General features: G+C 32.4%; 22 protein-coding genes. 20 read left to right on the top strand and 2 right to left on the bottom strand.

The window, feature by feature from the left end; translation table 11 throughout:
- Positions 1-55 precede the first annotated feature (55 nt).
- Genes AS157_RS05095 through AS157_RS05125 form a run of 7 tightly spaced genes read left to right on the top strand, consistent with a single transcriptional unit; the run spans position 56 to position 7,247 of the window.
- Positions 56-763 (top strand): SagB/ThcOx family dehydrogenase, encoded by a 708-nt coding sequence (locus AS157_RS05095; protein WP_077289406.1) that lies wholly within the window; start codon positions 56-58, stop codon positions 761-763.
- Positions 764-776: 13 nt separating this feature from the next.
- Positions 777-3,200, top strand: coding sequence for a hypothetical protein (locus tag AS157_RS05100; RefSeq protein WP_077289503.1), 2,424 nt, complete (start codon positions 777-779; stop codon positions 3,198-3,200).
- Positions 3,201-3,211: 11 nt separating this feature from the next.
- Entirely contained in the window at positions 3,212-4,918 is a 1,707-nt protein-coding gene (locus tag AS157_RS05105) for an FG-GAP repeat domain-containing protein (protein WP_077289504.1), read from the top strand.
- 1 nt (position 4,919) lies between these two features.
- Positions 4,920-5,303 carry a hypothetical protein gene (locus AS157_RS05110; RefSeq protein ID WP_077289407.1) on the top strand — a complete coding sequence of 128 codons (384 nt, stop codon included), beginning with the start codon at positions 4,920-4,922 and terminating at the stop codon, positions 5,301-5,303.
- On the top strand, positions 5,297-5,782 hold the full coding sequence (locus tag AS157_RS05115) for a prepilin-type N-terminal cleavage/methylation domain-containing protein (protein ID WP_077289408.1): 486 nt from the start codon (positions 5,297-5,299) through the stop codon (positions 5,780-5,782). Before AS157_RS05110 ends, AS157_RS05115 begins: the two co-directional genes overlap by 7 nt.
- 4 nt (positions 5,783-5,786) lie before the next feature.
- Positions 5,787-6,800, top strand: a complete 1,014-nt coding sequence (locus tag AS157_RS05120) for a type II secretion system protein (RefSeq protein ID WP_077289409.1) — start codon at positions 5,787-5,789, stop codon at positions 6,798-6,800.
- A gap of 9 nt (positions 6,801-6,809) precedes the next feature.
- Entirely contained in the window at positions 6,810-7,247 is a 438-nt protein-coding gene (locus tag AS157_RS05125) for a hypothetical protein (protein ID WP_077289410.1), read from the top strand.
- Here AS157_RS05125 and AS157_RS05130 read toward each other — a convergent pair.
- Both AS157_RS05130 and AS157_RS05135 read right to left on the bottom strand, forming a co-directional pair.
- Complete coding sequence (locus tag AS157_RS05130; protein ID WP_077289411.1) at positions 7,244-7,834, bottom strand: HAD family hydrolase; 591 nt, start codon at positions 7,832-7,834, stop codon at positions 7,244-7,246. The two genes, AS157_RS05125 and AS157_RS05130, sit on opposite strands and share 4 nt — an antisense overlap.
- On the bottom strand, positions 7,807-9,738 hold the full coding sequence (locus AS157_RS05135; protein ID WP_077289412.1) for an IGHMBP2 family helicase: 1,932 nt from the start codon (positions 9,736-9,738) through the stop codon (positions 7,807-7,809). The genes AS157_RS05130 and AS157_RS05135 overlap by 28 nt, the downstream gene beginning before the upstream one ends.
- A 79-nt stretch (positions 9,739-9,817) precedes the next feature.
- On the opposite strand from AS157_RS05135, the gene AS157_RS05140 reads away from it, so the two are divergent.
- From AS157_RS05140 to AS157_RS05200, 13 genes are all read left to right on the top strand, one after another.
- A complete protein-coding gene (locus AS157_RS05140; protein ID WP_077289413.1) occupies positions 9,818-11,710 on the top strand; it encodes a metallophosphoesterase family protein in 1,893 nt (630 codons plus the stop codon).
- Positions 11,711-11,887: 177 nt separating this feature from the next.
- On the top strand, positions 11,888-12,889 hold the full coding sequence (gene ord, locus AS157_RS05145) for a 2,4-diaminopentanoate dehydrogenase (protein WP_077289414.1): 1,002 nt from the start codon (positions 11,888-11,890) through the stop codon (positions 12,887-12,889).
- Positions 12,890-12,899: 10 nt separating this feature from the next.
- Positions 12,900-13,208, top strand: a complete 309-nt coding sequence (gene ortA / locus AS157_RS05150; protein WP_075665963.1) for a 2-amino-4-oxopentanoate thiolase subunit OrtA — start codon at positions 12,900-12,902, stop codon at positions 13,206-13,208.
- Entirely contained in the window at positions 13,201-14,619 is a 1,419-nt protein-coding gene (ortB, locus tag AS157_RS05155; RefSeq protein ID WP_077289415.1) for a 2-amino-4-oxopentanoate thiolase subunit OrtB, read from the top strand. Before ortA ends, ortB begins: the two co-directional genes overlap by 8 nt.
- Positions 14,612-14,995: an ornithine aminomutase subunit alpha gene (locus AS157_RS05160; RefSeq protein WP_231450338.1), complete on the top strand. Its 384-nt coding sequence runs from the start codon at positions 14,612-14,614 to the stop codon at positions 14,993-14,995. The genes ortB and AS157_RS05160 overlap by 8 nt, the downstream gene beginning before the upstream one ends.
- Complete coding sequence (gene oraE / locus AS157_RS05165) at positions 14,988-17,180, top strand: D-ornithine 4,5-aminomutase subunit OraE (protein WP_077289416.1); 2,193 nt, start codon at positions 14,988-14,990, stop codon at positions 17,178-17,180. The genes AS157_RS05160 and oraE overlap by 8 nt, the downstream gene beginning before the upstream one ends.
- A gap of 64 nt (positions 17,181-17,244) precedes the next feature.
- A complete protein-coding gene (locus AS157_RS05170; protein ID WP_077289417.1) occupies positions 17,245-17,997 on the top strand; it encodes a TatD family hydrolase in 753 nt (250 codons plus the stop codon).
- Complete coding sequence (gene ruvA, locus AS157_RS05175) at positions 17,994-18,563, top strand: Holliday junction branch migration protein RuvA (protein ID WP_077289418.1); 570 nt, start codon at positions 17,994-17,996, stop codon at positions 18,561-18,563. Before AS157_RS05170 ends, ruvA begins: the two co-directional genes overlap by 4 nt.
- Before the next feature lie 4 nt (positions 18,564-18,567).
- Positions 18,568-19,047 (top strand): hypothetical protein, encoded by a 480-nt coding sequence (locus AS157_RS05180; protein ID WP_077289419.1) that lies wholly within the window; start codon positions 18,568-18,570, stop codon positions 19,045-19,047.
- Between the two features lie 12 nt (positions 19,048-19,059).
- Positions 19,060-19,389: a DRTGG domain-containing protein gene (locus AS157_RS05185; protein WP_077289420.1), complete on the top strand. Its 330-nt coding sequence runs from the start codon at positions 19,060-19,062 to the stop codon at positions 19,387-19,389.
- A complete protein-coding gene (locus AS157_RS05190; RefSeq protein ID WP_143611768.1) occupies positions 19,386-20,084 on the top strand; it encodes a PHP-associated domain-containing protein in 699 nt (232 codons plus the stop codon). The genes AS157_RS05185 and AS157_RS05190 overlap by 4 nt, the downstream gene beginning before the upstream one ends.
- The gene (locus AS157_RS05195; protein ID WP_077289421.1) at positions 20,072-20,602 is read left to right on the top strand and encodes an ATP-binding protein; all 531 of its coding nucleotides are present in this window, start codon (positions 20,072-20,074) and stop codon (positions 20,600-20,602) included. The genes AS157_RS05190 and AS157_RS05195 overlap by 13 nt, the downstream gene beginning before the upstream one ends.
- Before the next feature lie 2 nt (positions 20,603-20,604).
- Complete coding sequence (locus AS157_RS05200; RefSeq protein WP_077289422.1) at positions 20,605-22,761, top strand: BamA/OMP85 family outer membrane protein; 2,157 nt, start codon at positions 20,605-20,607, stop codon at positions 22,759-22,761.
- Positions 22,762-22,770 lie beyond the last annotated feature (9 nt).

Raw genomic sequence — 22,770 nt, forward strand, 5'->3', positions numbered from 1 at the left:
TATTTATTTGATATAATATAATAAAGACTAAAATGATTGGAGGAAAATTGAAAATATGAAGAATAGGGAATTTTTAAAGTCAAATTGGATGGCGATTAAAGATACGGATAGAGAGAAAGGAATTGAAAAGCCAGATGTGGAAAAAGATTGTGGAAATCTGATAGCACTTCCAAGCTTTAATATGGGGGAAAAACCTTTCTATCAGGTAGTCAAAGAAAGGCTAAGTATAAGAAAATATTCTAAAGAACCGTTAACCTTAGAGGAACTTTCTTTTTTACTTTGGGCAACTCAGGGAGTAAGAAAGTATATAGAGAAAAAGAAGGTAATTTTTAGAACAGTCCCATCGGCGGGTTCTACACATCCATTTGACACCTATCTTATTGTTTTTAACATCGATAAAGTTGAAAAAGGGATTTACAGATATTCTGGTTTAAATCATGGTTTGTGTGAGATAAAAAAAGGTAGCTTTGAGACTGATGTTATTGAAGCTACTTTGGGACAAAGATTTGTTGGAGAAAGTGCTGTGGTATTTGTTTGGGTGGCAGTACCATATAGAACAGAGTGGAAGTATAAAGAAGAATCGTATAAAACTATTGCCATTGATGCAGGGCATGTCTGTCAAAATCTTTACCTTGCCGCAACTGCTATAGATTGTGGAACCTGTGCAGTTGCTGCGTATGACCAAGATAAAATGGATAAATTGGTGGGTGTAGATGGAAAAAACGAGTTTGTAATTTATCTTGCACCAGTTGGAAAAATATGAAAGGGGAATCGGAATGAAAAAGTTTGTGTTTGTTTTTTTGATAATTTCTTTACAGTTTTTTTCTCAAAGTTTGTATTTTGAACATGCAACAATTTATTATCCTGCAGGATATGACGAACTTGCCAAAAGAGTTGGTATGGAATTTGAAAATATTAGAAAATATGTGATAAATTTATTTAAAAATGATCCAGGCAGGGTAAATATATTTATTAAAACAAAGACTACAATCACAAATGGGTATGCTAATCCTGTCCAGAAAAATACAATTGTTATTTATACTTGGCATCCAACGGGATATCTATACAATTATTTGCCATTTGATGATTGGTATAGGTATCTTTTGATTCACGAGTTCACGCATATAGTTACTTTAAAACCTGATGAGGGTTATTTAAAATTTCTTTCCCAGTTGTCAATACCGTATTATCCAGATTTGGGGGTCTTTTCGGTTGAAGCTCCTACTGTTTTTTCTGAGTCTCAATTTTCAGAAAATTCTGGTAGATTGAGAAATCCTTTGGTGTCAGAAGCGCTTTTTGATACTTTTAATGGTGAATTACCAGAAGATAAGATACCCAACGATTTTAGAGTTGGTCAGGTATTTTACAACGCAAATGGTGGTTTTTTTGAATATTTAAAGGAAAAATACGGCATGGATAAGGTTAATGCGTATTTAAAAGATGCACTGAAAAGATCGTACACTTATCCTGAATTAATGCTTGAGTTTTCCATTCCATATGTTTTTCTTTTCAGGGTACCAACCCTTTTGGAAGATTTGTTTAAAAAGCATTTTGGTAGTACATATGATGAGGAAGTTTCAAATTGGTTGTCAAATTATGTTTTAAGAAAAGGAAGTAAACAAATTTATATTGGTGAAAATGAAAGAATTTACAAGGTGGAAAGGGAAAAAGATAAACTTTATATTTTGAAAAGTAGTTTTGGAAGTGTCTCTGGATATCTAGGTTATCCTTTGAATAAAATAATAGTTCTTGCAGGCAAAAAAAAGGTAGAGGAATATAACGTATCTGCAGTGGATTTTAGGGTGGACAATGGGAAAATATACGCGCTTGTAAATAGTGATAAGATGGAAATTTGGAATGTGACAGATAATAAAAAGTTATTTGAAGGATTTATTTCCGCTTTTGATGTGGAAAATGGAAATATAATATACGCTGTCTACGATGATAAATACGATTCATCAAAAATTTTTGGTTTAGAAAAAGTTTTTGAGGTAAAAGGATTTGTAAGGAACTTAGTATATAACGGGAAAAATCTTTATTATCTTGTGGGAAATAAACTTTGGAAAGATGATAAGTTGCTAGATGATTATTGTCTAAAAGGGGCATTTTTAAAAAAACAAGGAGAAAAAATCTATGTGATTATGAAACAAAAAGGTTATATGGATTTAGTCGATATAGATGAGAAAAAAAAGATAACGGAGGGTTTATTTGCATTTGATGCTTTAGTAGAAGGTGATGGAATAATTTACATAGGTTATTCCCAAGGGGGAATGAATGTTTACAAAGAAGAAAAAGAAATTTTAAGAAGAGATGTGGTATTTAAAAAGGCAAGGAAAGAAAATATGTTTAAAGCAAAGTACAAAAAATCGAGTTTTTGTGAGGATAAACTCTATAGTATTACACCATCAGTTTTTGCACCTTTTGCGTTTACAACTTATTTTGTTCCCAATGATACGTTGGAAGGTTGGGGAGTTGGTGCCATTTTTGATTTTAAACCATCGGTAGATTCCGATTTGATTTTTGTGCCATTTTATACGGATTTGAAATATACTTTGGAACTACAAAGATATGAATGGATATTTAAGGAGTATGGTATGGGTTTTGCATATAGTTTTGAAAATGATAGGGTGAATTTTGCTAGTTTTGGAGTTGTGAAGGAAAAAGAACCAAATGTCCTTGGGTATTCGTCTTTTAACTGGATTCCATTTGTAAGAAAAGTTTCATATGATAGAACTTTTTATATACAAACTTCAGTAGAGGCATATTATGATATTAATGGGATATTTGTAAATTTAACTCCTAATATAGGGATAAATGCTGTCGATAAGAATTATGGAGGTTATTTTACCTTAAGTGCAATGAAAAATATTTCTTATCTTTTGATAGGTGGATACTTTTTGGATATTTTTAACCAAAAAACGTATAGTTATATAGATGTGAATTACGATTTAAATAACATAAGGTATAGTGTGATTTTAATTTCAAATATTTTTCCTTTTTACAAACAATCTGGTATTGGTGTTGGGGCAATTGGAAAGAATGATATTCCAAGTTTTCTAGGTTATATTTATTTGGGAATGCCAGATAACAATATGTTGTATTTGCAAGGAGGTTTAAAATTTTCTGAAGGAAAATGGGGATTATTTATAGGATTTGGAATAAAACCACACATGATTACTTTTGCAAAAGATATTTTATAGGAGGTAAAAATATGAAAAAGTTTGTTTTAATTATGTTATTAATATCATTTCTTTCTTTTGCAGAAACATATACGGCAACTTTTCCTATTTCTAACTGGAGCCAGCAATATCCTGAAAAAGCTTGGGGTGCAATTTATGTAAAAAATATATCTACAAGGGTTGTTGAAGATAAAATAGTGGCGGTAAATGTTTACAAGATAAATGATATTTCTGCTGTGCCTGGCTATGGCCCATTTACTCAGGTTTCACAGACATTTTCCGTTGATTTTAATAACGATGGATATGCGGATATAATTTCATTAACGTACGATGGATTTGTAGTTATTAAGAAAAATAAGATGAAGGAGACTGGTGAATTAAGTTTTGAAAATGAAAGATATTTTAGACTTTTGGTAAAAAATGGTGATGGAACGATGATTGTAGATGATTTTGATAATGATGGAAAGTTAGATTTATTTTCCTTTAACAGTTGGCAATATGCACAATATGTGGACGATGTTTTAAATAAAGATGAATCTACTTACAAGAAAATTTCAAAAGATAAGAATTTTGTAACAGAGTGGACGGTTTCTGCTATGGCGAGTTATGATTACAACGGAGATGGGTACAAGGACATATTTTACGTGGATTATAAGGGGAGATTTTGGGTATGGATAAATGATAATTCTAAAGGTAGAGAGAGGTTTTTTAACAAAAATAATATTATTAAACTTTTTCGTGATAAAGATTTGTCTTCAAATGGTGGTGGTGCCGTTTTAGATATAGGAGATTTGAACAACGATGGAATAATAGATTTAATAGCGGGACATACCGATAAAAAAGATATATACGTGTATTTTGGAAAAATTGTGAATAATCAATTAGAGTTTGATGTGGAAAATAAGTTTGTGATAACAAGAGATGGAAAATTGGGAGAACACGTAAAAGTTGATTCAAGGTATTCAAATTCAAAATCACCGAAAGATTTACCAAGTTTTGGACCTACAATAATTAAGATAACTGATGTGGATAGAGATGGATACAAAGATATCTTTGTAGGAACAGATGCGTGGAGACAAAATAAAGATTTTGGGGGAAGTGTGTACTTGTTTAAAGGGTTTAACATTACTTCAGATAATAAACCGGAATTTGTGAGTTTGGAATTGGTACACGGTAGTTATAGTTGGGAGGATAATCCACCGTATGATTTTGATGCGGGTACAGTTGCGGATTTGGATAATGATGGTGTACCAGATTTTGTGGCGGCAGATGGTAATCATTCCGGTAATTTTTACAAGATAATCACACAGACGCAAAAAGAGTATGAAACAGATGAGGCGGGTTATATAATAAGTGATTATCTACCAAATCTTGTTGGAATTTTACCAAAAGATTTACCAAATAACTTTGTAAAGAGGATAAAAGTAACTATTAAGTTCGATTTGTCACTTGGAGATGGTACATTTGAAATTAGATATGTAAAAAGTGGAATAAAAGACCCACAGCTTATCGATCCAGAGAGTTATCCCTTAATGCCAGGGGCAAGCGGTAAAATAGTTGGAAGTTTTACAACAGAGATAGAATTTGACAAACCTGTACCTGATCCACAGATAATAATAATCACAAGACCTGCTGGACCATTTTCCGCACCTCATATTACTTATTTGAAATACGAAATTGAAACGCAACCATCACAGGTTATAATTAAGGGATTTAATTGGATAAAAGGGGATAAATAGTATGAAAAAAGGCTCTTTGCTAGTTGAAGCACTTGTAACGTTAATCATTATAACTTTTGCCTTTGGAATAGCATTTTTACCTTCGTGGAACCTTTTAAAGAAAACAAAGGAAAATTCAGAGCTTATGAAAATGTCTGAAATTTTATTGAACAAATGCGAAGAGTATACTTACTTTAGTGTTTCGAATATAGTAGCTGGTACATTCACCGAAGAGTATAATGGAGAAGTATATAAAATAACGATTTTAAAGAAGCATTTAGAAAGCAATTTCAACGTTTATTCAAATTATAGTGAAATTATTTATCCTATAATAACTGTTGTTACTATACGTGTAGAAAAAGATGGAAAGTATATTGAAGCACAGGTGGTGCCTCAACAATGGTGAGAAAAGGATTTAGTTTAATAGAAGTTTTGATTGTTATTACCATCATTTCAGTTTTGATGGGAATTGGATATGTGGGATTTGAGGTTGTATACAAAAATACGACGATAAATTCTAAGCTTTCTGGTATTACGCAAAATTTATTTTATTTGCTTGTAGATGCAAGAAGAGGTGCTGTTATTAAGAATAGAATTCATTGTATAAAGTTTGAAAATGGAAAATTTTCAAGCTTTGTTGATGAAGATTTGGATGGAATATCAGATGATGGTAAAAAATCTGAATTTTCTCTTGAAGATTCTATGGAAGTTTATCTAAATGGTAACAAAGTGAATAATTTCTTGATTTACACATACGATGGATTTTTTTTGAAAAATATAGGTGGATATTTAAATACAGATTATTCAAATTTGGAAATTGAGATAAAATTGGAAAAATCAAAGAAGATAATAATTGAGAATTCTTTACCAAAAATGGCGGAGTGATAATATGAGAAAAGGTTTTACCTTTGTTGAATTACTTGTGTCGCTAATTATACTCACATTAACTTTTCAAATAGTATTTTCGGTAGTTTTTAACATAATGGAATCGTACAAGATTTCAAAAGTAAATATGCAGAATTTATACGCAGAAAGTTATGTCTCACTTTTGTACGATATTTTGGAAAATGAACTAAAATATGCGGGAAGTGGTGGAGAACTTTTAAAAAATTTGTATAAACCTAGTTATGTTTTAGGGAATGTTTCTAGTTATATTCAAAAAGGAGAAAAATATTCGGAAATAACGGATCGCATATGGCTTGCAAACTCTATAGATGTAAAAGAAGATACAAATAAACTGGAATTTTACGTAACTTATGTTGTAACATACAAGAATTTTTTCGTAAGAAATGCAGACGGTACGTATTCTCCGTTGTTTAAGGGGTATGTTGGAGATTTTAGATGGGCGATAATAAAAAATAAATTATCGCCCTCTACAGAAGGTTATTTTACAAGATTTGTAAAGCTAGATGTTGAAAAAATATCGGGACCAGATGAATTTCCTGGAATTGTGGGTCCTGAGGATACGTTTAAAATTGAAGAGATAAATCTTGCTGATCAAACGGAAAAGGTTGTGCTAGGTGACGAGGATAAGTATATCTATCCGTTGTCTAGAAATACACTTACTTCTGTAGAATTTTCAAAGAATCTTTTTAGGCAAATTAAAGTTGTGTTTGAAAAAAACACTGGAAAAATCTATATAGAAAAATTTTTCCCTATACTTGATTTAACAAAAAAAGTTTACAGACAGGATATACTGGAAAATGTAAAGAGTTTTGAAGTGTATGCCTTGTATTACCCTAACGGAGAGAAAAGACTTTCCGAGATAAAAAACCAAAGTTTTGATTTGAGTTCTATATACGCATTAAAGTTTTTAGTGACGTGGTCTTCTCCGTGGAAATTTGGCAGCAAAAATTTTGAAATTACAAAAACAAGAGTGATTTTACTTATTCCAAATTTGTGAGGGGAAAATATGAAAAAGGGATTTCTAAATATTTCGGTAGGTATAATTTTGATATTTTTTTCAGCAGTTTCAGCACTTTTGTTATCTTACTTATCGAGAGATGCAATACATGTACAAGAAAAAGTACTTGAAAGTATTGATAATACGTACACAAAGATAATGTATGTTTCTGGGGCAAATATTTGGAAAAAGTTTTTGACGGAGAATGCGGCATTTTGGGATTATATTCAAAAAGAATCTGATCCTTACAAAAACACAAGTCTTGTTTTTAATACTAATTTTAAGTATAATTTAAATTCAACTAGAGAGGTTGTTTATACGCTTGTTTCCACCACTACAACGTATGTGTACGTAGATAAATATATTAATGTAATTTTTGAGTTGAAAAAAGATGGAAAAATAATAGATCAAGGTATATCTTTTGACTTTGGCTGGCCTGGCATTTAAAGATATTTTTTTATTTCACTTTTTAATAGTTTTGGTTTTTTTAAATGGATAACTTTAAAACCTAATCTTTTTCCCGTATTTATGTTTTCCAGCTTATCATCTATATACAAACATTTTGAAGGGTTTAGGTTGTACGTTTTGATTAGTATTTGGTAGATTTTTTCCTCTGGTTTAATAGATTTTACATGACTTGAAATTACAAGTCCATCAAAAAGTTTGAAAAAATCATATTTTTCGTATATGTATTTAAATGCGTTTTGACTGAAATTTGAAAGTATGTAAAGTCTGTAATTTTCTTTCAATTTATAAAGAATTTCTACGTTTTCAGTTATTGGGGTAAGTAATTCAAATACTTTATTTTTCATATGTAATATCTCATTTTTGTATTTTGGAAACATTTTTAATTTCTTTTCCCAAAGTGCGTTTTCATCTATTATCCCTTTGTCCATTAGGTTCCAATCTTCCGTATTAAAGACATTTTCCAATAAAAACTTTGTTGTTCGCATATCAAACACTTTTTCCATATATTTTTTAGGTTCCCAGTTTATTAATACTCTACCTAAATCAAAGATGATGCTTTCAACCATTTTATCCCTCCATCATTTTCTTTAATAAATTCTATTAACCTTTTATACGTTGGATTAATTTCAAGAGTACTTGTATTTCCAATTAATATAAGTTTTCTCTTTGCCCTTGTAAGTGCTACGTTTAATCTTCTAAGATCACTTAAAAATCCTATTTCTTTTCTTTTGTTTGAGCGCACAAAAGAAATTATTATGACTTCTTTTTCGCGTCCTTGAAAACCATCAACTGTGTTGATATCGATATCTAAGTTGTAACTTCTAATTAATTCTACTTGGTCATCGTAAGGAGAAATAATACCAATCCAATTTTTATCTGCCCCTTCTTTTAGAAATTTTTCTACAATATGTTTAACAATTTGTGCTTCAAATTCGTTGAAGTATGAGGAAGAATCTTTCTTTTGTTTTTCAAAATGTTCAACATTTGAAGTGTCTATGAATATTAAAATGCTACTAGGATTTGTTATTATATCTTTTCCGCTAAAAGCAAGATCTTTTAGTGTTATATTTTTTACATGTGAAATTAAAATGTTGTTGTAAAACTCTCTGTTTGGAAATTCCATTAATTTTTCGTTCATTCTGTATTGGATTTTTAGTACCTCACTTCTTTTTGGATATTTTTCAATCAATTTCTCGAAAAGTGTTATAGAAAGTTCTTTTGCCTTATTTGAGAGAATAGTTGGTGGAAGTTGTTTGTGGTCTCCAGCAAGTATAAATTTTTCACCTTTGGATAGGGGAATCAATATACTTGGAATTGTAGATTGTGTAGCTTCATCAACTACAACCACATCGAAATTGCATTTGTCCAATATGTAAGAAGAGGAGTTTGTGGAAAAAACAACTTGAGAGTTTTCGATTATTTCATTTGCTATTTCCTCCTCTACTTTTGAAATTTTTTCTTTGATTTCTTCTATTTTGTTGTTTAGCTTTATCCATTCCGCCATGTCTTTAATTACTTTTAGAGGTATTCCCCGCTGTGTTTTGTTGTTTTTTGCAAGTTTTAATATTTGATTATCATTTAGTCCCCTTTTCCATTTTGGTATGGGCTTTTGAAATGTTTCTCTTTTTTCAAGTAGCTTTTCAAATTCATATTTTAATTTTTCTATATTTTTATATCTTTCGTGTGTTTGAATTTGAAAGATTAGAGATGATTTCTTTAAATTTTTGGAAATTCTTGAAGGGTGTCCCAGTCTTACATGTGAAACCTTATTTTCCAATCTTTCTATTAAATTATCCACTGCCAGATTACTATCCGCAGTTACCAATACTTTTTTTCCTCTTTTTACTTCTTGTATGATATATTCAACTAAGGTTCTTGTTTTTCCTGTACCAAAAGGTCCATGGATTAAGAAAAAATACTTGCTTCTTAAAGCTTTTGAAATTGTAAGTTTTTGAAATTTGTTTAATTTTTTATCTACTTCTTTGAATTTTTCTATGCCATTATCGGAAAGTATTTTAGTTTCTAGTATGTATGTCAATACTTTTTTTCCGTTCTTGTTTAAATTTTCCAAATTTTCGATTTGTCTTTTGTATGTTATGTCACTTGCGTATAAATCAAGTCTTACCTTTTTAAAGCTTTTTGGAAGTAAATTATTTGTTGATATAGTTATAAACCTTGTGCCTTTTTCCACGACTATACCCTTTATGTCACTTTTCGTTGGATCATTTTTACTTATTATTACCTCATCTCCAACGGATATTTCTGTGTCTATAACTTTTTTTCTACCAAATTTTATAAGGTACATACCTAATTCTTCTCCAATTATTTTTGGGGTGAGGTCTAAAACGGCACGCCCTTTTTTTTCTCTTTGTGGTCCAGTTAGATTTTTCATTTCCCATTCCATTATTTTTACTTCTTCATTTCTTTCGAATTCAACAAGTTGTATTAATCTTTTGATGTATTTATCCAATTTAAATCACCTCAAATAGATTATATCATTGTTTTTAGTGATATAATATTCTAATAAATAAGAGGGAGGTATTTAAGCAATGAGATTGAAGATTATTACTTTTCTATTAATATTTTCCGTTGTGGTATTTTCCTTTGTTAATTTTAGAGGAATGACGCCATTTGTAGAAAATGAAAAATTTGTATTATCGAATGAAAATGTGGTGGCATCTATTGGAAATGATGGACTTCTTGAAAATTTAGCATTAAAGGAAACAATGGTTGATGCAATATACAACATGTATTTTACACTTGATAAATCTAAAGTATCTTTTAAGAAAATAGAAGTGGTAAATAATGAAAAAATAGTGGCATATGGAACAAATGGTAAAAAAGATGTACATGTTGAGTACGTGTTAACTCAAAATGGATTACATGTTAGTGTCTTTTCAAAAGAAGCAAAAGAATTAAAAGTGTTTTTCAAAGAAAGTGACTTAGAGCCTATATTTTTTAAGGAGAAGAATTATACTTTTATTCAGTGTAGACATGTGGCATATGGAGTGTTTTTTTCAAATGCGTTATCGATGTACAGAATAGGTGCCTTGATGTTTATGTCCAGAAAACCAGTGTTTGTAGGTAATTATTCAAAATTTGAATTTGATATTGTTGTTGATGAGGATGTGCATAGTTTAAGAGAAAAAATGGGATTATTAGAATATCAAGATAAATATGTAATTTTGGATACGGAAAATAAACCTGTTGGAAATGTAACTGTGGTATTGTTAAAGGGGGATAAACCAGTAGATGTTTCAACCAGTAATTTTAAAGGGGAAATTTATTTTTCCAGTGTTGGAGATAATTTTAAATTGCTAAACGAGGATTTAAAAATAAAGGATTTTTCGAATGATAAAATAGAACTTAATTTGATAAAAAAAATTAGATTTTTATGGCAACCGTATCTTACAGGACTTTCAACGGATAGTGTGTATGTGGCATTCAAAGTTAATAGACCTAGCACGGCAGTGTTGTTTATAAATGGTAGAAAAATAGAAGACAACCTTTATGATACATTTCATATGGTTAAGATAGATGATTTAAGTTTATCAACTAATTATGAAGGTGAGATTGTTGTAGGTCGTTTGAAGGAGAAAATATCCTTTAAGATGGCAGGAGACAAAAAATACAAATTTTTAGTTTATGGCGATACTAGGACAAATACAGATTGGCATGAGATTATTTGCGATGAGATGTCGAAAGAAAATGCCCTTTTTGTGCTTCATACAGGAGATCTTGTGGAAAGTGGTCCTCAATTATTCGAGTGGGGATTGTTCTTTAATACGGGACATTCTCTTTTTTCAACAACCCCTATTATGCCTGTAATAGGAAATCACGAGCATAATGCCGTATACTATTATCAGGCTTTTATGCCACCAAAAATGGGAGGAGGAGATTTTCTCAAACAGTGGTATTCTTTTGACATGGGGGATGTGCACTATATTGTGCTTGACAGTGATGTTCAAGAGAATACTACTTTGGGTTTTTATCAAACTCAATGGTTAGAGAAAGATTTAAAAAAGACGAAAAAAGCTTATGTAATTGTATTATTTCACCATCCTTTCTTTTCAAATGTAAAAGGAAGGGGTCAAGAGTTTAGAGAGAAATGGCATGAACTTTTTGTGAAGTATAAAGTTTCTGCGGTCTTTAACGGACATATTCACCATTATGAGCGTTTTTTTAAAGATGGTGTAATGTATGTAACAACTGGTGGAGGGGGAGCTCCTTTTGGATATGGATTATATTCCGGTGATGTGTCATATTTACCATTTTCTAAAGCTGCTGCAGCAGGTTATTTACATTATGTTGTAGGTAATGTGAAAGATGATAGTATTCATTTTGTTGTAAAAGCAGTTGGAAAGGAAGAAAATCACAAACTTTCAAAGGTATATGAAATTCTCGATGAGTTTGATATTTATCCTAGAAATTTAGAAAATTGATTAAGGTCCCCGTACGGGGGCCTATTTTTTTGAGTATTGTTATATAAAAATGTGTATAATGTTATTTTTTACGCTTTATTATTTTTACGTAAAATTAATTGAATTTATACAAGATAGAAAAAAAATAAAACACATGATAACATTAGAATGGAAAGTCTTAAAAAAGGAGGTTCTAGTATGAGGATAGTTTGTTGGGGATTAGGTGCTATGGGAAGTGGAGTAGCAAAAAACATAGTTGAAAGTGATTTTATGAACTTGGTAGGGGCAATAGATTTTAACCATGCGGGAGAAGATGTTGGAGAAGTTTTGAATATGGAAAAGCTAGGTGTTGAGATTTCAAAAGAGAAGGAGATTATAGAAAGGACAAATCCTGATTTAGTTGTTATTGCCACATCTTCTTTTGTCAAAGATGTGCTTCCACAAATAGAATATGCCGTGAAAAACCACTGTAATGTTATTACAATAGCAGAGGAGATGGCTTTTCCATTTGATTCACACCCAGAGGAATCGTTATACATGGATAGTCTTGCAAAAAGATATGGGGTTTCAATCTTAGGTACAGGAGTAAATCCCGGTTTTGTACTTGATACTTTGATACTTTCCTTAACGGGTGTTTGTAATAGGGTAGATAAAATTATTGCAAGAAGAATAAATGATCTTTCTCCTTTTGGAAAAACAGTTATGGAAACACAAGGTGTTGGAACTACGCCAGAGGAATTTGAAGAAGGATTAAAGACGGGAAAAATAGTTGGACACATTGGATTTCCACAGAGTATTATGATGATAGCAAGGGCGTTGGGATGGAATATAACAAAGATCGAAGAAGAGAGAAAGCCGATAATTTCAAATGTTCATAGAGAAACTCCTGTTGTAAAGGTGGAACCTGGTATGGTGGCAGGTTGTAATCATTCTGCAAAGGCTTATATAGGTGATAGGGTAGTTATTGAAATGCAACACCCTCAACAGATACATCCACATCTTGAAGGGGTGGAAACAGGAGATTATATAGAAATATACGGAGATCCAGATATAAAACTTGCTATAAAGCCGGAAATACCAGGTGGTAAGGCTACAATAGCAATAGCAACGAATATGATTCCTATAGTAATTGATGCAACACCTGGGTTAAAGACTATGGCGGATTTACCTGTACCAAGGTCTATCCTTTCAACAAAATGAGGTGATTTTTATGCATGCAAAAAAAGGTGATTGGGTTCAAATTCAACAGATACTTTTAAAACCAGAGGAAAGAACCGCACCACTGCCAGAAGATACCCAAAAGGTTCCCTTAATGATGAGGATAAAAGGGTTTTTGATTAATGAAACTGCAGAAATTGGACAGGAAGTTGAGATAAAGACATTAACGGGAAGACTTGTAAAGGGGAAACTAGTTGCAATTAATCCAAAATATGAACATGATTTTGGAGAACCTGTTCCAGAACTTATCACAGTAGGATTGGAACTTAGAAAGATTTTAGAAGGTGATAATAATGTCTGATTTATCGTACAATGCAGTTATGTCTAGAAAAAATGAGATTATGAAAAGAGCGGTAGGTATAGATTACGAAAAATTTATAATATCAGATATTGTTTTTGACTATGAAAAAATGATGCGGGAGGTAGGATATAGTTTAGAAAAGGTCAGGGAAATTCAACAAGAAACAGGGGTTGGGAACACTCCATTAGTAGAGTTAAAACAAATTAATAGGCTTATAAAAAAGATTGCTCCAAAGGGTAAAGGTGCACGGATTTTTATAAAAGATGAAGCTACAAATCCTTCTGGAAGTTACAAGGATAGAAGGGCGTCTGTGAGTGTATATCATGCACAAAAACATGGATATAAAGGAGTAATTGCCGCAACTAGTGGAAATTATGGAGCGGCAGTTGCATCACAAGCGGCAAAAAGGGGTTTAAAATGTATAATTGTACAAGAATGTTATGACAGTAAATGGATTGGACAACCAGAAATTTTAGAAAAAGCCAGGGCATGTGAAGCATATGGAGCAGAAGTAGTCCAATTAACAGTAGGTCCAGAACTTTTTTATTATACATTAGTTTTACTTGAAGAAACGGGATTTTTTAACGCTTCGTTGTACACACCATATGCAATAGCAGGAGTTGAAACCTTGGGATATGAGATAGCCAAGCAAACGAAGGAGTTTGTAGGAAAATATCCAGATGCTGTGGTGATTACCCATGCGGGTGGGGGAATTTTAACTGGAACTGCAAGAGGATTGAAAAAAGCAGGAGCTGTAGAAACACAAGTAGTTGCAGCGAGTGTTAATTTGAAGGGACTTCACATGGCAAGTGATAGCGATTTTAATAAAAAATACTTTACTACAGGTCATACGGGTTTTGGATTACCTTTTGCTACCTTCCCCGATAGATCAGATGTACCAAAAAATGCAGCACGTGCTTTAAGATATATGGATAAATACTTACTTGTTTCCCAAGGAGAGGTCTTTTATATAACAGAAATGCTTGCACAACTTGAAGGTATACAAAGAGGACCTGCTGGTAACACTTCGCTTGCTGCAGCATTTGCACTTGCACTTGAAATGGATGAGGATAAAGTAATTGTGGTTAACGAAACGGAATATACGGGTGCTGGAAAACTTCCATCTGCTCAGCTTACTTTTGCAAAAAAGATGGGAATGGAAATAAAAAGAGGAGATCCAATTAATGAGGACTTGCCTGGGAAAAGAATAGTTATTCCAGAGCATCCTTCACAAATAGGGTATATCGAGCTTAACATGGATAATGTAAGAAAAAGTTATGTAAAAGAAGTGATGAAAAGGTATAACAAAAGAAAGTTTAGCGATGAAGAAGTCAAATTTATGGCTGAGGATACAAAGACTACAGAAGAAAAAATAAGGCAAATTGTTAAAGATTTACTTGGAGGTGAATAAGTTGAAGCCTAGAAAAGATGATTTTAAAGAAAGAAGTAAACATTTACAAAAGATGACCGAAGAAGAACTTAATCAGTACTTTTGGCATCTTGTTGAAAAAGTTGTTGATCCTCTAATAGAGCTTGCAGAAACACATACTTCTCCTTCTGTGGAAAGATCAGTACTTCTTAGAATGGGATTTAATAGTTTGGAAGCTTCAAAAATTGTAGATTTAGTTTTTCAGAGAAATTTGTTGGGAAAGGGCGCAGGTCACATTGTTTGGAGAATAGCTAAAGAGAAAAATATGGATATTTTAGATGCAGGAAGGGCACTTATAGAGGGGAAGTATTGGGAAGATGTGGATAGGATATTTAAAGGGGTGAATAATGATGCTTGATCCAAAAAAACCTATAGATATAGATGAAATATTGAAAGACTTGGATAAATATAGGCCAAAGAGAAAAGGGTGGGTGTGGAGAAAAAGACTTCCTGAAGGTACGAAAATAGGAGATTACAAGTACTACCAAGTTAGCGAAGACTTGAAAAATTCTATTCCTCTTCCCGCTGCACACTATTTTGGAAGTATAGATCCACAACCGGAGGTTGTAATTACTTCGGAAATTGCCTCTGGAAGGTTTGAAGATGATATCAGAAGAATGAGAATGGCCGCTTGGCATGGAGCAGACCATATTATGGTTATAAGGACTTTGGGACAATCGCATTACGATGGACTTATTGAAGGTACACCAGAAGGTATAGGTGGTATTCCCATTACAAGAAAACAACTTAGAGCTACAAGAAAAGCCCTAGATTTGATAGAAGAAGAGGTAGGAAGACCTATAAACTTTCACAGTTATGTGTCGGGGGTTGCTGGACCTGAAATTGCCGTTTTGTTTGCAGAAGAAGGGGTAAATGGAGCGCACCAGGATCCTCAATATAATGTTTTGTATAGGGGAATTAACCCTATTCGTTCATTTGTAGATGCTGCCGTTGCAAAGAAAATTATGGCTTCTGTTAACATGCTACAAATTGACGGTGCACACAATGCCAATGCCTCTGCAAAGCTTGCATGGACAGTTATGCCTGAACTTTTAGTACAGCATGGAATTAATTGTATGTATTCTTTAAAAGCAGGAATGAAAAAAGAATATATTGCACTTTCTACAGTGCCGCCTGTTGTAGCACCAATGCCCGAGTTTAGGTATAACCTTCCTTATGCAGTGGCTTTAAGGGAATTATTTGATGGATTTAAATTTAGAGCTCAAATGAATACAAGATATATAGAATCCGATTTATTTGATGCGACAAGGATACATGTGCTTAATACATTGATTTCAAGACTAACCTCTGCTGATCTGCAATCAACTATTACTCCAGATGAAGGTAGAAATGTGCCGTGGCATGTAAATTCAATACGTGGAGTAGAAACGGCAAAGCACACCTTAGTAGCATTAGATGGAATGAAGCAGTATGTGAAAATAGACGAAAAGAAAATAAGGGAAAGGGTCAGAGAACTTAAAATGCGTGCAATTTTAATGCTTGAAGAAATATTGGATATGGGAGGATATTTTGAAGCGTTAGAAGCAGGGATGTTTGTTGATAATGGATATTATCCAGAGAGAATAGGAGATGGAATTGCAAGGAAGAAAGATGGAGAGATAGCTGCAGGTACAGTAGTACCAAGAGATGCAGATTACATGGCGCCAGTTTGCGAGCATTTTGGTTACAACAATTTACCAAAAGATATAGAAAAGCCATGTGATTTAATTGGTGGATGTACTTTACATAATCCAGATAAAATACAATTTATAGACGAATTAGATGAAAGTGATAATGTTAATGTTAGACTTGAGAAGATAAGGGATATGAGGAAAAGAAAGGTTGTTAAACCTGAGGTGGAATGGTTTTCAGATGGTTGGATCCAAATGGATATGACATTTGCACTGCCTAAAGAACTTGCAGAAGCTGCTGCTATAGCGTTGTGTGAAAAATTAGGGCTTGAGGAGCCAACGATTATTCATAAGACAATATTACATCCATCTGAAGGAACATATATTGAAGTGAAAGCAAAGGTGCCATTTGAAATTGAAATTGATAAATTGGAACTTCCAAAAAAACCTGAAACTTTGCCTGAAGAAGAGATATTCGAATATGTAAAGAACAATCCTATACACGTAGTTGCCGGTACAGTGGGAAACGATGAGCATTCTGTTGGATTAAGGGAAATATTGGATATTAAACATGGTGGAATTGAAAAGTATGGTATAAAATATACGTATCTTGGGACAAGTGTTCCACCCGAAAAGCTCATAGATGCAGCTATTGAGACTGGAGCAAAGGCAATACTTGCCTCTATGATTATAACCCACAATGATGTGCATGTACAAAATATGAAAAAAATACATGAATTAGCCATTGAAAAAGGTATAAGGGATAAGGTTATAATTATTGCAGGTGGGACACAGATTAACAATGATTTGGCAATTGAAAATGGTATGGATGCAGGATTTGGTCGGGGAACAAAAGGAATACATGTCGCTTCATTTATAGTAAAAAAATTAAAGGAGAAAGAATCTAAATAAAAGTCCCGGTTTTCCGGGACTTTTTTCTTTTGAAAGTGGTATAATATTTTTGAGGTGATAATATATGAGATTTGTAGATACGCATGCGCATTTACATATGAAACACTTTGATAAAGATAGAAAAGAAATAATAGAAAAGTTAAATGATTTTCCGTTTTTGGTTAATGTTGCCACTAATATTGAAGATAGTTATTTATCTTTATCGCTTGCAAAAAATTATAAAAAAATTTACGCTACAGTAGGTGTTCATCCACATGATAGTAAAGATGTGAGTAAAGATTATCTCGGAGTTTTGGAAAAGTTAGCAAAAGACGAAAAGGTAGTAGCCATCGGAGAAATAGGATTGGATTATTATAGAAATATTTCACCTTTTGAGATTCAACAAAAAGTTTTTACTGAGCAACTTATTTTGGCAAAGGAGTTAAATTTACCAGTTGTTGTGCATATTAGAGATGCATATGAAGATGCGTATAATATAATTGAAATGATAGGACATTTTAATGGGGTAATACATGCATTTAGTGGTGATAATGAATATGCGTTAAAGTTTGTAAAATTGGGATTTTTCTTGGGAATAGGGGGACCTGTAACGTATAAAAAGAACGAAAATTTAAGGGATGTGGTCAGATTGGTGGGAGAAGAAAATATTGTTTCAGAAACAGATTGTCCATACCTTCCACCGCAACCGTTTAGGGGAAAGAGAAATGAACCGGGGTATGTAAGATTTGTTGTGGAGGAAATTAACAGGGTTTTGGGTGAAGATGTTTCAGAAACTCTTGTGAAAAATGCGGCAGAATTGTTTGAGGTGAAATTGTGATACATGCAATATTCGGAGTTTTAGAAAAGATAGAAAACGGAAGGATTTATTTAAATGTAAACGATTTAGTCTACGAAGTTATTGTAGGGGATCCTGGAGTCTTTGAAGAATATTTAAGTCAAAAAATTAAAGTTTTTACCAAGATGATAATAAATGATGATGGAATAAATTTATATGGATTTTTAGATGTTTTGAAATTGAAATTGTTTGAAAAGCTATTGTTAGTTAATAAGCTTGGACCAAAGACGGCGTTAAAGATAATAACTTCTAATGATGTATCATACATTGTAAGTGCCATTGTCAATGAAGATGTAAAAGCATTGTCCATGCTTCCAGGGATAGGGCCAAAGACTGCAGAAAGAATCATTTTGGAATTGAAGGATTCAATGAAGGAATTTGATTTAACAATGAGTAAAAAAGATAAAAAGGTGCTTGAGGCGATAGAAGCGTTGGTTACCTTGGGATTTAGTAGAATTCAATCTAAAAAGGCTGTTAATAGAGTTTTAGAAAAGGATGATACTTTAGATGATGTAATAAAAAAAGCGCTTAAATTTTTAAGCAGGTGAGAAAATGAAAGTTTCAGCGATCTCAAACCCTATGTTGGGTTACAAACTTGACTTAGGAGAACCAGGGCTTTCACATGGTGCGCCTGCAAGTAGAAGTGTATTAAGGGTTTTAAATCAGGAGCTGAGTAATTATTTTGCTTTTAAGAGAAAAGCTGAAAAAGAAGGCGGGTACATAATTTCTGGAGGAATTTATCTTGACATTAGAAAACGTGGTTCTTTTTTAGCTGCAGTTGCGGGAAAGACAAAGGTTTGGATGTACATTCCAGGTCGTAAAAGTGAAGAGAAAAGTACACCAGTTGATACAAGGCATATAAGTGATAAAATAAGGCAAATTGAGATAAAATTGAAACTTGAACAAGATCCTATAAAAAGAGAGGAATTAAAAAGACAAATTTTGTTATTGGAAATTGCCAAAAATGCTTTGGCATTTGGGATGTCTGTTCCAAAGTATTTGTTAGGGATTTTGTTTGATCAAACTGCTTAAAGGGGGCTTTTTATGAGACTTTCCGAAATAATTGAGAAAATAGGTGCTAAAGAGGTTTTTTTGAGAGATGATTGTGAAATCCTTCATGCATATACAGGGGACTTACTGAGCATGGTCATGAAAAATGCAGAGAGTAGTTCTATATGGATTACCGTTCAGAATCATCTGAATATAATTGCTGTAGCGGCTATGACCGGGATCAAAGCGATATTGCTTTGTGAGAATTTAGATTTTTCAGATGAAGTCATAGAAAAAGCAAAAGAAGAAAATATATGTCTTTTAAAGATTCCTGATAATGCATTTGTTGTTTCGGGAAAGGTATATGCGTTGGGGATAAGATGAAGTGTGATTTACACATTCATACGTGTTTATCTCCTTGTGCGGATATTACAATGGTTCCAGGTGAGGTATTAAAAAGGGCACCAGATGTTGTGGCTATTTGTGATCATAACATAGGGGGAAATGTGAGAAGTTTCAGAGATGTTTTTCAAAGATGTGGTAAGTTAGTTGTACCTGGAATTGAGGTCCAGACGATAGAGGATGTACACATTTTAGGTTATTTTTTTGACATTCTTTCTTTAGAAACCTTTTCTTTAATAGTAAAAAAACATCTGCCAAAAGTTAATTATGATCCGGAACGCTTTGGATATCAGTTATATGTCAATGAAAAGGATGAGTTTACAGGCGTTGAAGAAACACCATTGGGTTTTCCTACCGATTTGTCTTTAGAAAAAGTAATTTCCCTTATTTTAAAGTTTGAAGGAATACCCGTATATGCACATATAGGAAGAAAATTTGGAATTCTGTACCAATTGGGTGTATTTCCACGTTTATCGGTGAATATTTGTGAAGTTACAAATAAAGAAGAGCTGGATATAGCGCGTAAGAATGGGTTTGTAGCCATATCTTCTTCTGATGCCCATTTTTTAGAGCAGATTGGTGAAAGATATAGTATAATAGATTGTGAAATAAAAACAGTGAAATCTGTATTACTTTCTATTGTTGAAGGCAAGGTGAAAACAATATGGGACTTTTGACTATAGCAGATCATGTTTTAGATATAGCCGAAAATTCTGTGAAAGCAGGTTCAAAAAATATAGTGTTAGAAATATTTGAAACGGATAGGGAATTTACCTTTGAGGTAAGAGACGATGGACCTGGTATTAAAGATTTAGATAGAGTTTTTGATCCTTTTTACACATCGAGGGATAAAAAAATAAGAAGGTTTGGTCTGGGACTTCCATTTTTAAAACAAGCGGTTGAGATGACAGGGGGGACTTTAGATATACAGACAAAAATGGGTGTAGGTACAAAAGTAAGGGCTACTTTTATAAAGACACATATAGACTGTCAACCTGTAGGAGATTTAATTTCTGTATTTTTATCACTTTTAATGAACAAAAATGTAAATTTCCAAATCAAAAGATGCAGAAATGAAGAATGCTATGAAATAAGTTCAGAAGTTGTAAAAAAATACTTAGGAGAGCTAGATTCTCCAAGTAAAATAAATATTTTAAAGGAAATGATTAAAGAATTAGAATACAAGGAGGAATAAGCATGCGAAAGTTTTTTGTCCTTTTCTTTTTGGGAATCTTTCTGTTTTCATTTGCAACGGTACTTGAGAAGGTAACTATTAATGGTTTGAAACTACTTGATGAGAAAGATTTAGAGTTTGCATATTCTCAATATTTGGGAAAAGATATTAACGATTATGCAATTTTAGATATTGTAAAATCCTTAAAATCCACAGGTTATTTTTCAAGTGTGGAATGGTCGAAAATTGAAGGAAAAGGTTTAGAGTTAGTTATAGATGTGGTAGAAAATAAAAAGGTGGAAAAAGTGAACTTAGTGGTAGAAGGAGTTGGATTAATTTCGAAGGAAACTTTAGATGCATCTATTACTTTAAAGGAAGATAAGCCATTTAGTTTTGTAAAATTCAGGGAAAGTATTTTAAATATCTCAAAAGAGTACGAAGATGAAGGTTATATTGTTTCGAATGTTTTTTCAAAAAATAAAGAGCAGGCTTTTATTTATGTTTCGGGAAGTGTTAACGCGACAAGTGTAACTTTTAAAGTAACTGAATATGCATTGTATGAAGTGGAATTTTCCGGTGAAACGGAAAATATAGAGGATATTTTGACCAAAATAAAGGAAAACTCAAAATTAAAAGAATATAAAAGTTATTTATCAAAAAATTGGTTTTTACGTTTATTTGACGATGAAAAATCTTATTATCCAAAGATGTCTGATTTGCAAAGGATATTTCAAGAGTTCGGAAAGTATGTGTATTTTTCACCATACTCAAAAATACAAATTTTGAGTGTGGAAAGTGAAAAACCATCGAAAAAGTTGAAAATTATCGTTGTGCAGAATAGACTTATAAAAAATCCGTTATTTTTTGAGAGTGTGGAAGTAGAAGGAAATACCTTATATGATTTTCCAGAGATAACTGCGTCTGGCACACTGACGAATAGTGATTTGTTAGATATTTTACAAAAGGTAAAAGATTGGTATGAGAAAAATGAATACATAGTAAATGTTCAACCAAAAATAAAGGATAATAAATTTATTGTTAGTGTAACTGAATACAAATTTGGAGATGTGAAGATTGAAGGTCTAACAAGAACAAAGAAATACACTTTTGATGATTTAATTTTTATTGTACCTGGAGATTTTGCAAATAAAAGTGAACTTAGAAAAACATATGTTGAGATTTATAAAACACAATTTTTCGATAATATAGATTTTGATATTACGCCTGTTTCAACTAACGTTTTAGATGTAAAGTTGAAATTGGAAGAGAAAACAAAAAGATTTAACTTTATAGGAGGAGGGGTATGGGGACCTCCTGGTGATGGAAAACCGTGGTATGAAGGATTTGCAGCGCAAGTTCAATTAAAGACTGTTAATCCGTTTGGATTTGGACAGAATATTGGTTTAAATCTTTCTTTGGGATTGGAAAATAAAATAGTGGGGCTTGAGTATTCAATAAGAAAGCCTTTTGGAAGACCGTTAATTTTTGGTGCGAAATTAAATTATTCTTATTCAACTGATGATGCAACTATAACTAATAACGTGGGATTTAGTATATCTCTTAGTACTTTAAAGATAAACAACAATTCGTATATCTTTGGGGCTGGTGTAGATTACAAGACTACTGTTTCTACTCAAGTTAGTGAAGAATATTTGGGAGGAAACGTATTAGGTGGATATATATTTGAAACACTTGATGATTTAATAATTCCAACAGAAGGAATTTATCTAAACTTTACAGGGCAAAGATACTTTAAAGTTATGGGAAATGCACCTGTTGCGTATAAATTTCAAGAGGAAGCATCTATGCATATACCGGTTGGAAAGTTTTCGATAGCCTCTCGTTTATATGCATCTCAACTTTTACAGGAAGAAGGCAACAAAATATACAATTATTTGTCTGGATTAAACAGCCTTAGAGGAGCAACACTTGAAGGGAATATGGCATTTCTCTTAAACAATGATTTAAGATATGTAGATAAAAAGAGTAATTATCCATTTTACTTTTCGTTATTTGGTGATGTGGCGTATGTAGGTGATACTTACACATTTGATAGGATAGATTGGTCTATAGGAGTAGAACTTGGTTTAAATGTTCCAATGTTGGGGTTAATAAGAGTAGGTGAAGCGTATTATAACGATAAGTGGAATTTCTTCTTTTTAATGGGAAAAACATTTTAAAGGAGAGGA

The organism is Thermosipho sp. 1244, from assembly GCF_018588215.1.
In the GTDB taxonomy this organism is placed as follows: Bacteria; Thermotogota; Thermotogae; order Thermotogales; family Fervidobacteriaceae; genus Thermosipho; species Thermosipho affectus.

Bases quoted from the DNA above. Each gene is read 5' to 3' on its own strand.
- AS157_RS05095 (WP_077289406.1), top strand. From the start codon at position 56: ATGAAGAATAGGGAATTTTTAAAGTCAAATTGGATGGCGATTAAAGAT.
- AS157_RS05100 (WP_077289503.1), top strand. From the start codon at position 777: ATGAAAAAGTTTGTGTTTGTTTTTTTGATAATTTCTTTACAGTTTTTT.
- AS157_RS05105 (WP_077289504.1), top strand. From the start codon at position 3,212: ATGAAAAAGTTTGTTTTAATTATGTTATTAATATCATTTCTTTCTTTT.
- AS157_RS05110 (WP_077289407.1), top strand. From the start codon at position 4,920: ATGAAAAAAGGCTCTTTGCTAGTTGAAGCACTTGTAACGTTAATCATT.
- AS157_RS05115 (WP_077289408.1), top strand. From the start codon at position 5,297: ATGGTGAGAAAAGGATTTAGTTTAATAGAAGTTTTGATTGTTATTACC.
- AS157_RS05120 (WP_077289409.1), top strand. From the start codon at position 5,787: ATGAGAAAAGGTTTTACCTTTGTTGAATTACTTGTGTCGCTAATTATA.
- AS157_RS05125 (WP_077289410.1), top strand. From the start codon at position 6,810: ATGAAAAAGGGATTTCTAAATATTTCGGTAGGTATAATTTTGATATTT.
- AS157_RS05130 (WP_077289411.1), bottom strand. From the start codon at position 7,834: ATGGTTGAAAGCATCATCTTTGATTTAGGTAGAGTATTAATAAACTGG.
- AS157_RS05140 (WP_077289413.1), top strand. From the start codon at position 9,818: ATGAGATTGAAGATTATTACTTTTCTATTAATATTTTCCGTTGTGGTA.
- ord (WP_077289414.1), top strand. From the start codon at position 11,888: ATGAGGATAGTTTGTTGGGGATTAGGTGCTATGGGAAGTGGAGTAGCA.
- ortA (WP_075665963.1), top strand. From the start codon at position 12,900: ATGCATGCAAAAAAAGGTGATTGGGTTCAAATTCAACAGATACTTTTA.
- ortB (WP_077289415.1), top strand. From the start codon at position 13,201: ATGTCTGATTTATCGTACAATGCAGTTATGTCTAGAAAAAATGAGATT.
- oraE (WP_077289416.1), top strand. From the start codon at position 14,988: ATGCTTGATCCAAAAAAACCTATAGATATAGATGAAATATTGAAAGAC.
- AS157_RS05170 (WP_077289417.1), top strand. From the start codon at position 17,245: ATGAGATTTGTAGATACGCATGCGCATTTACATATGAAACACTTTGAT.
- AS157_RS05180 (WP_077289419.1), top strand. From the start codon at position 18,568: ATGAAAGTTTCAGCGATCTCAAACCCTATGTTGGGTTACAAACTTGAC.
- AS157_RS05185 (WP_077289420.1), top strand. From the start codon at position 19,060: ATGAGACTTTCCGAAATAATTGAGAAAATAGGTGCTAAAGAGGTTTTT.
- AS157_RS05190 (WP_143611768.1), top strand. From the start codon at position 19,386: ATGAAGTGTGATTTACACATTCATACGTGTTTATCTCCTTGTGCGGAT.
- AS157_RS05195 (WP_077289421.1), top strand. From the start codon at position 20,072: ATGGGACTTTTGACTATAGCAGATCATGTTTTAGATATAGCCGAAAAT.
- AS157_RS05200 (WP_077289422.1), top strand. From the start codon at position 20,605: ATGCGAAAGTTTTTTGTCCTTTTCTTTTTGGGAATCTTTCTGTTTTCA.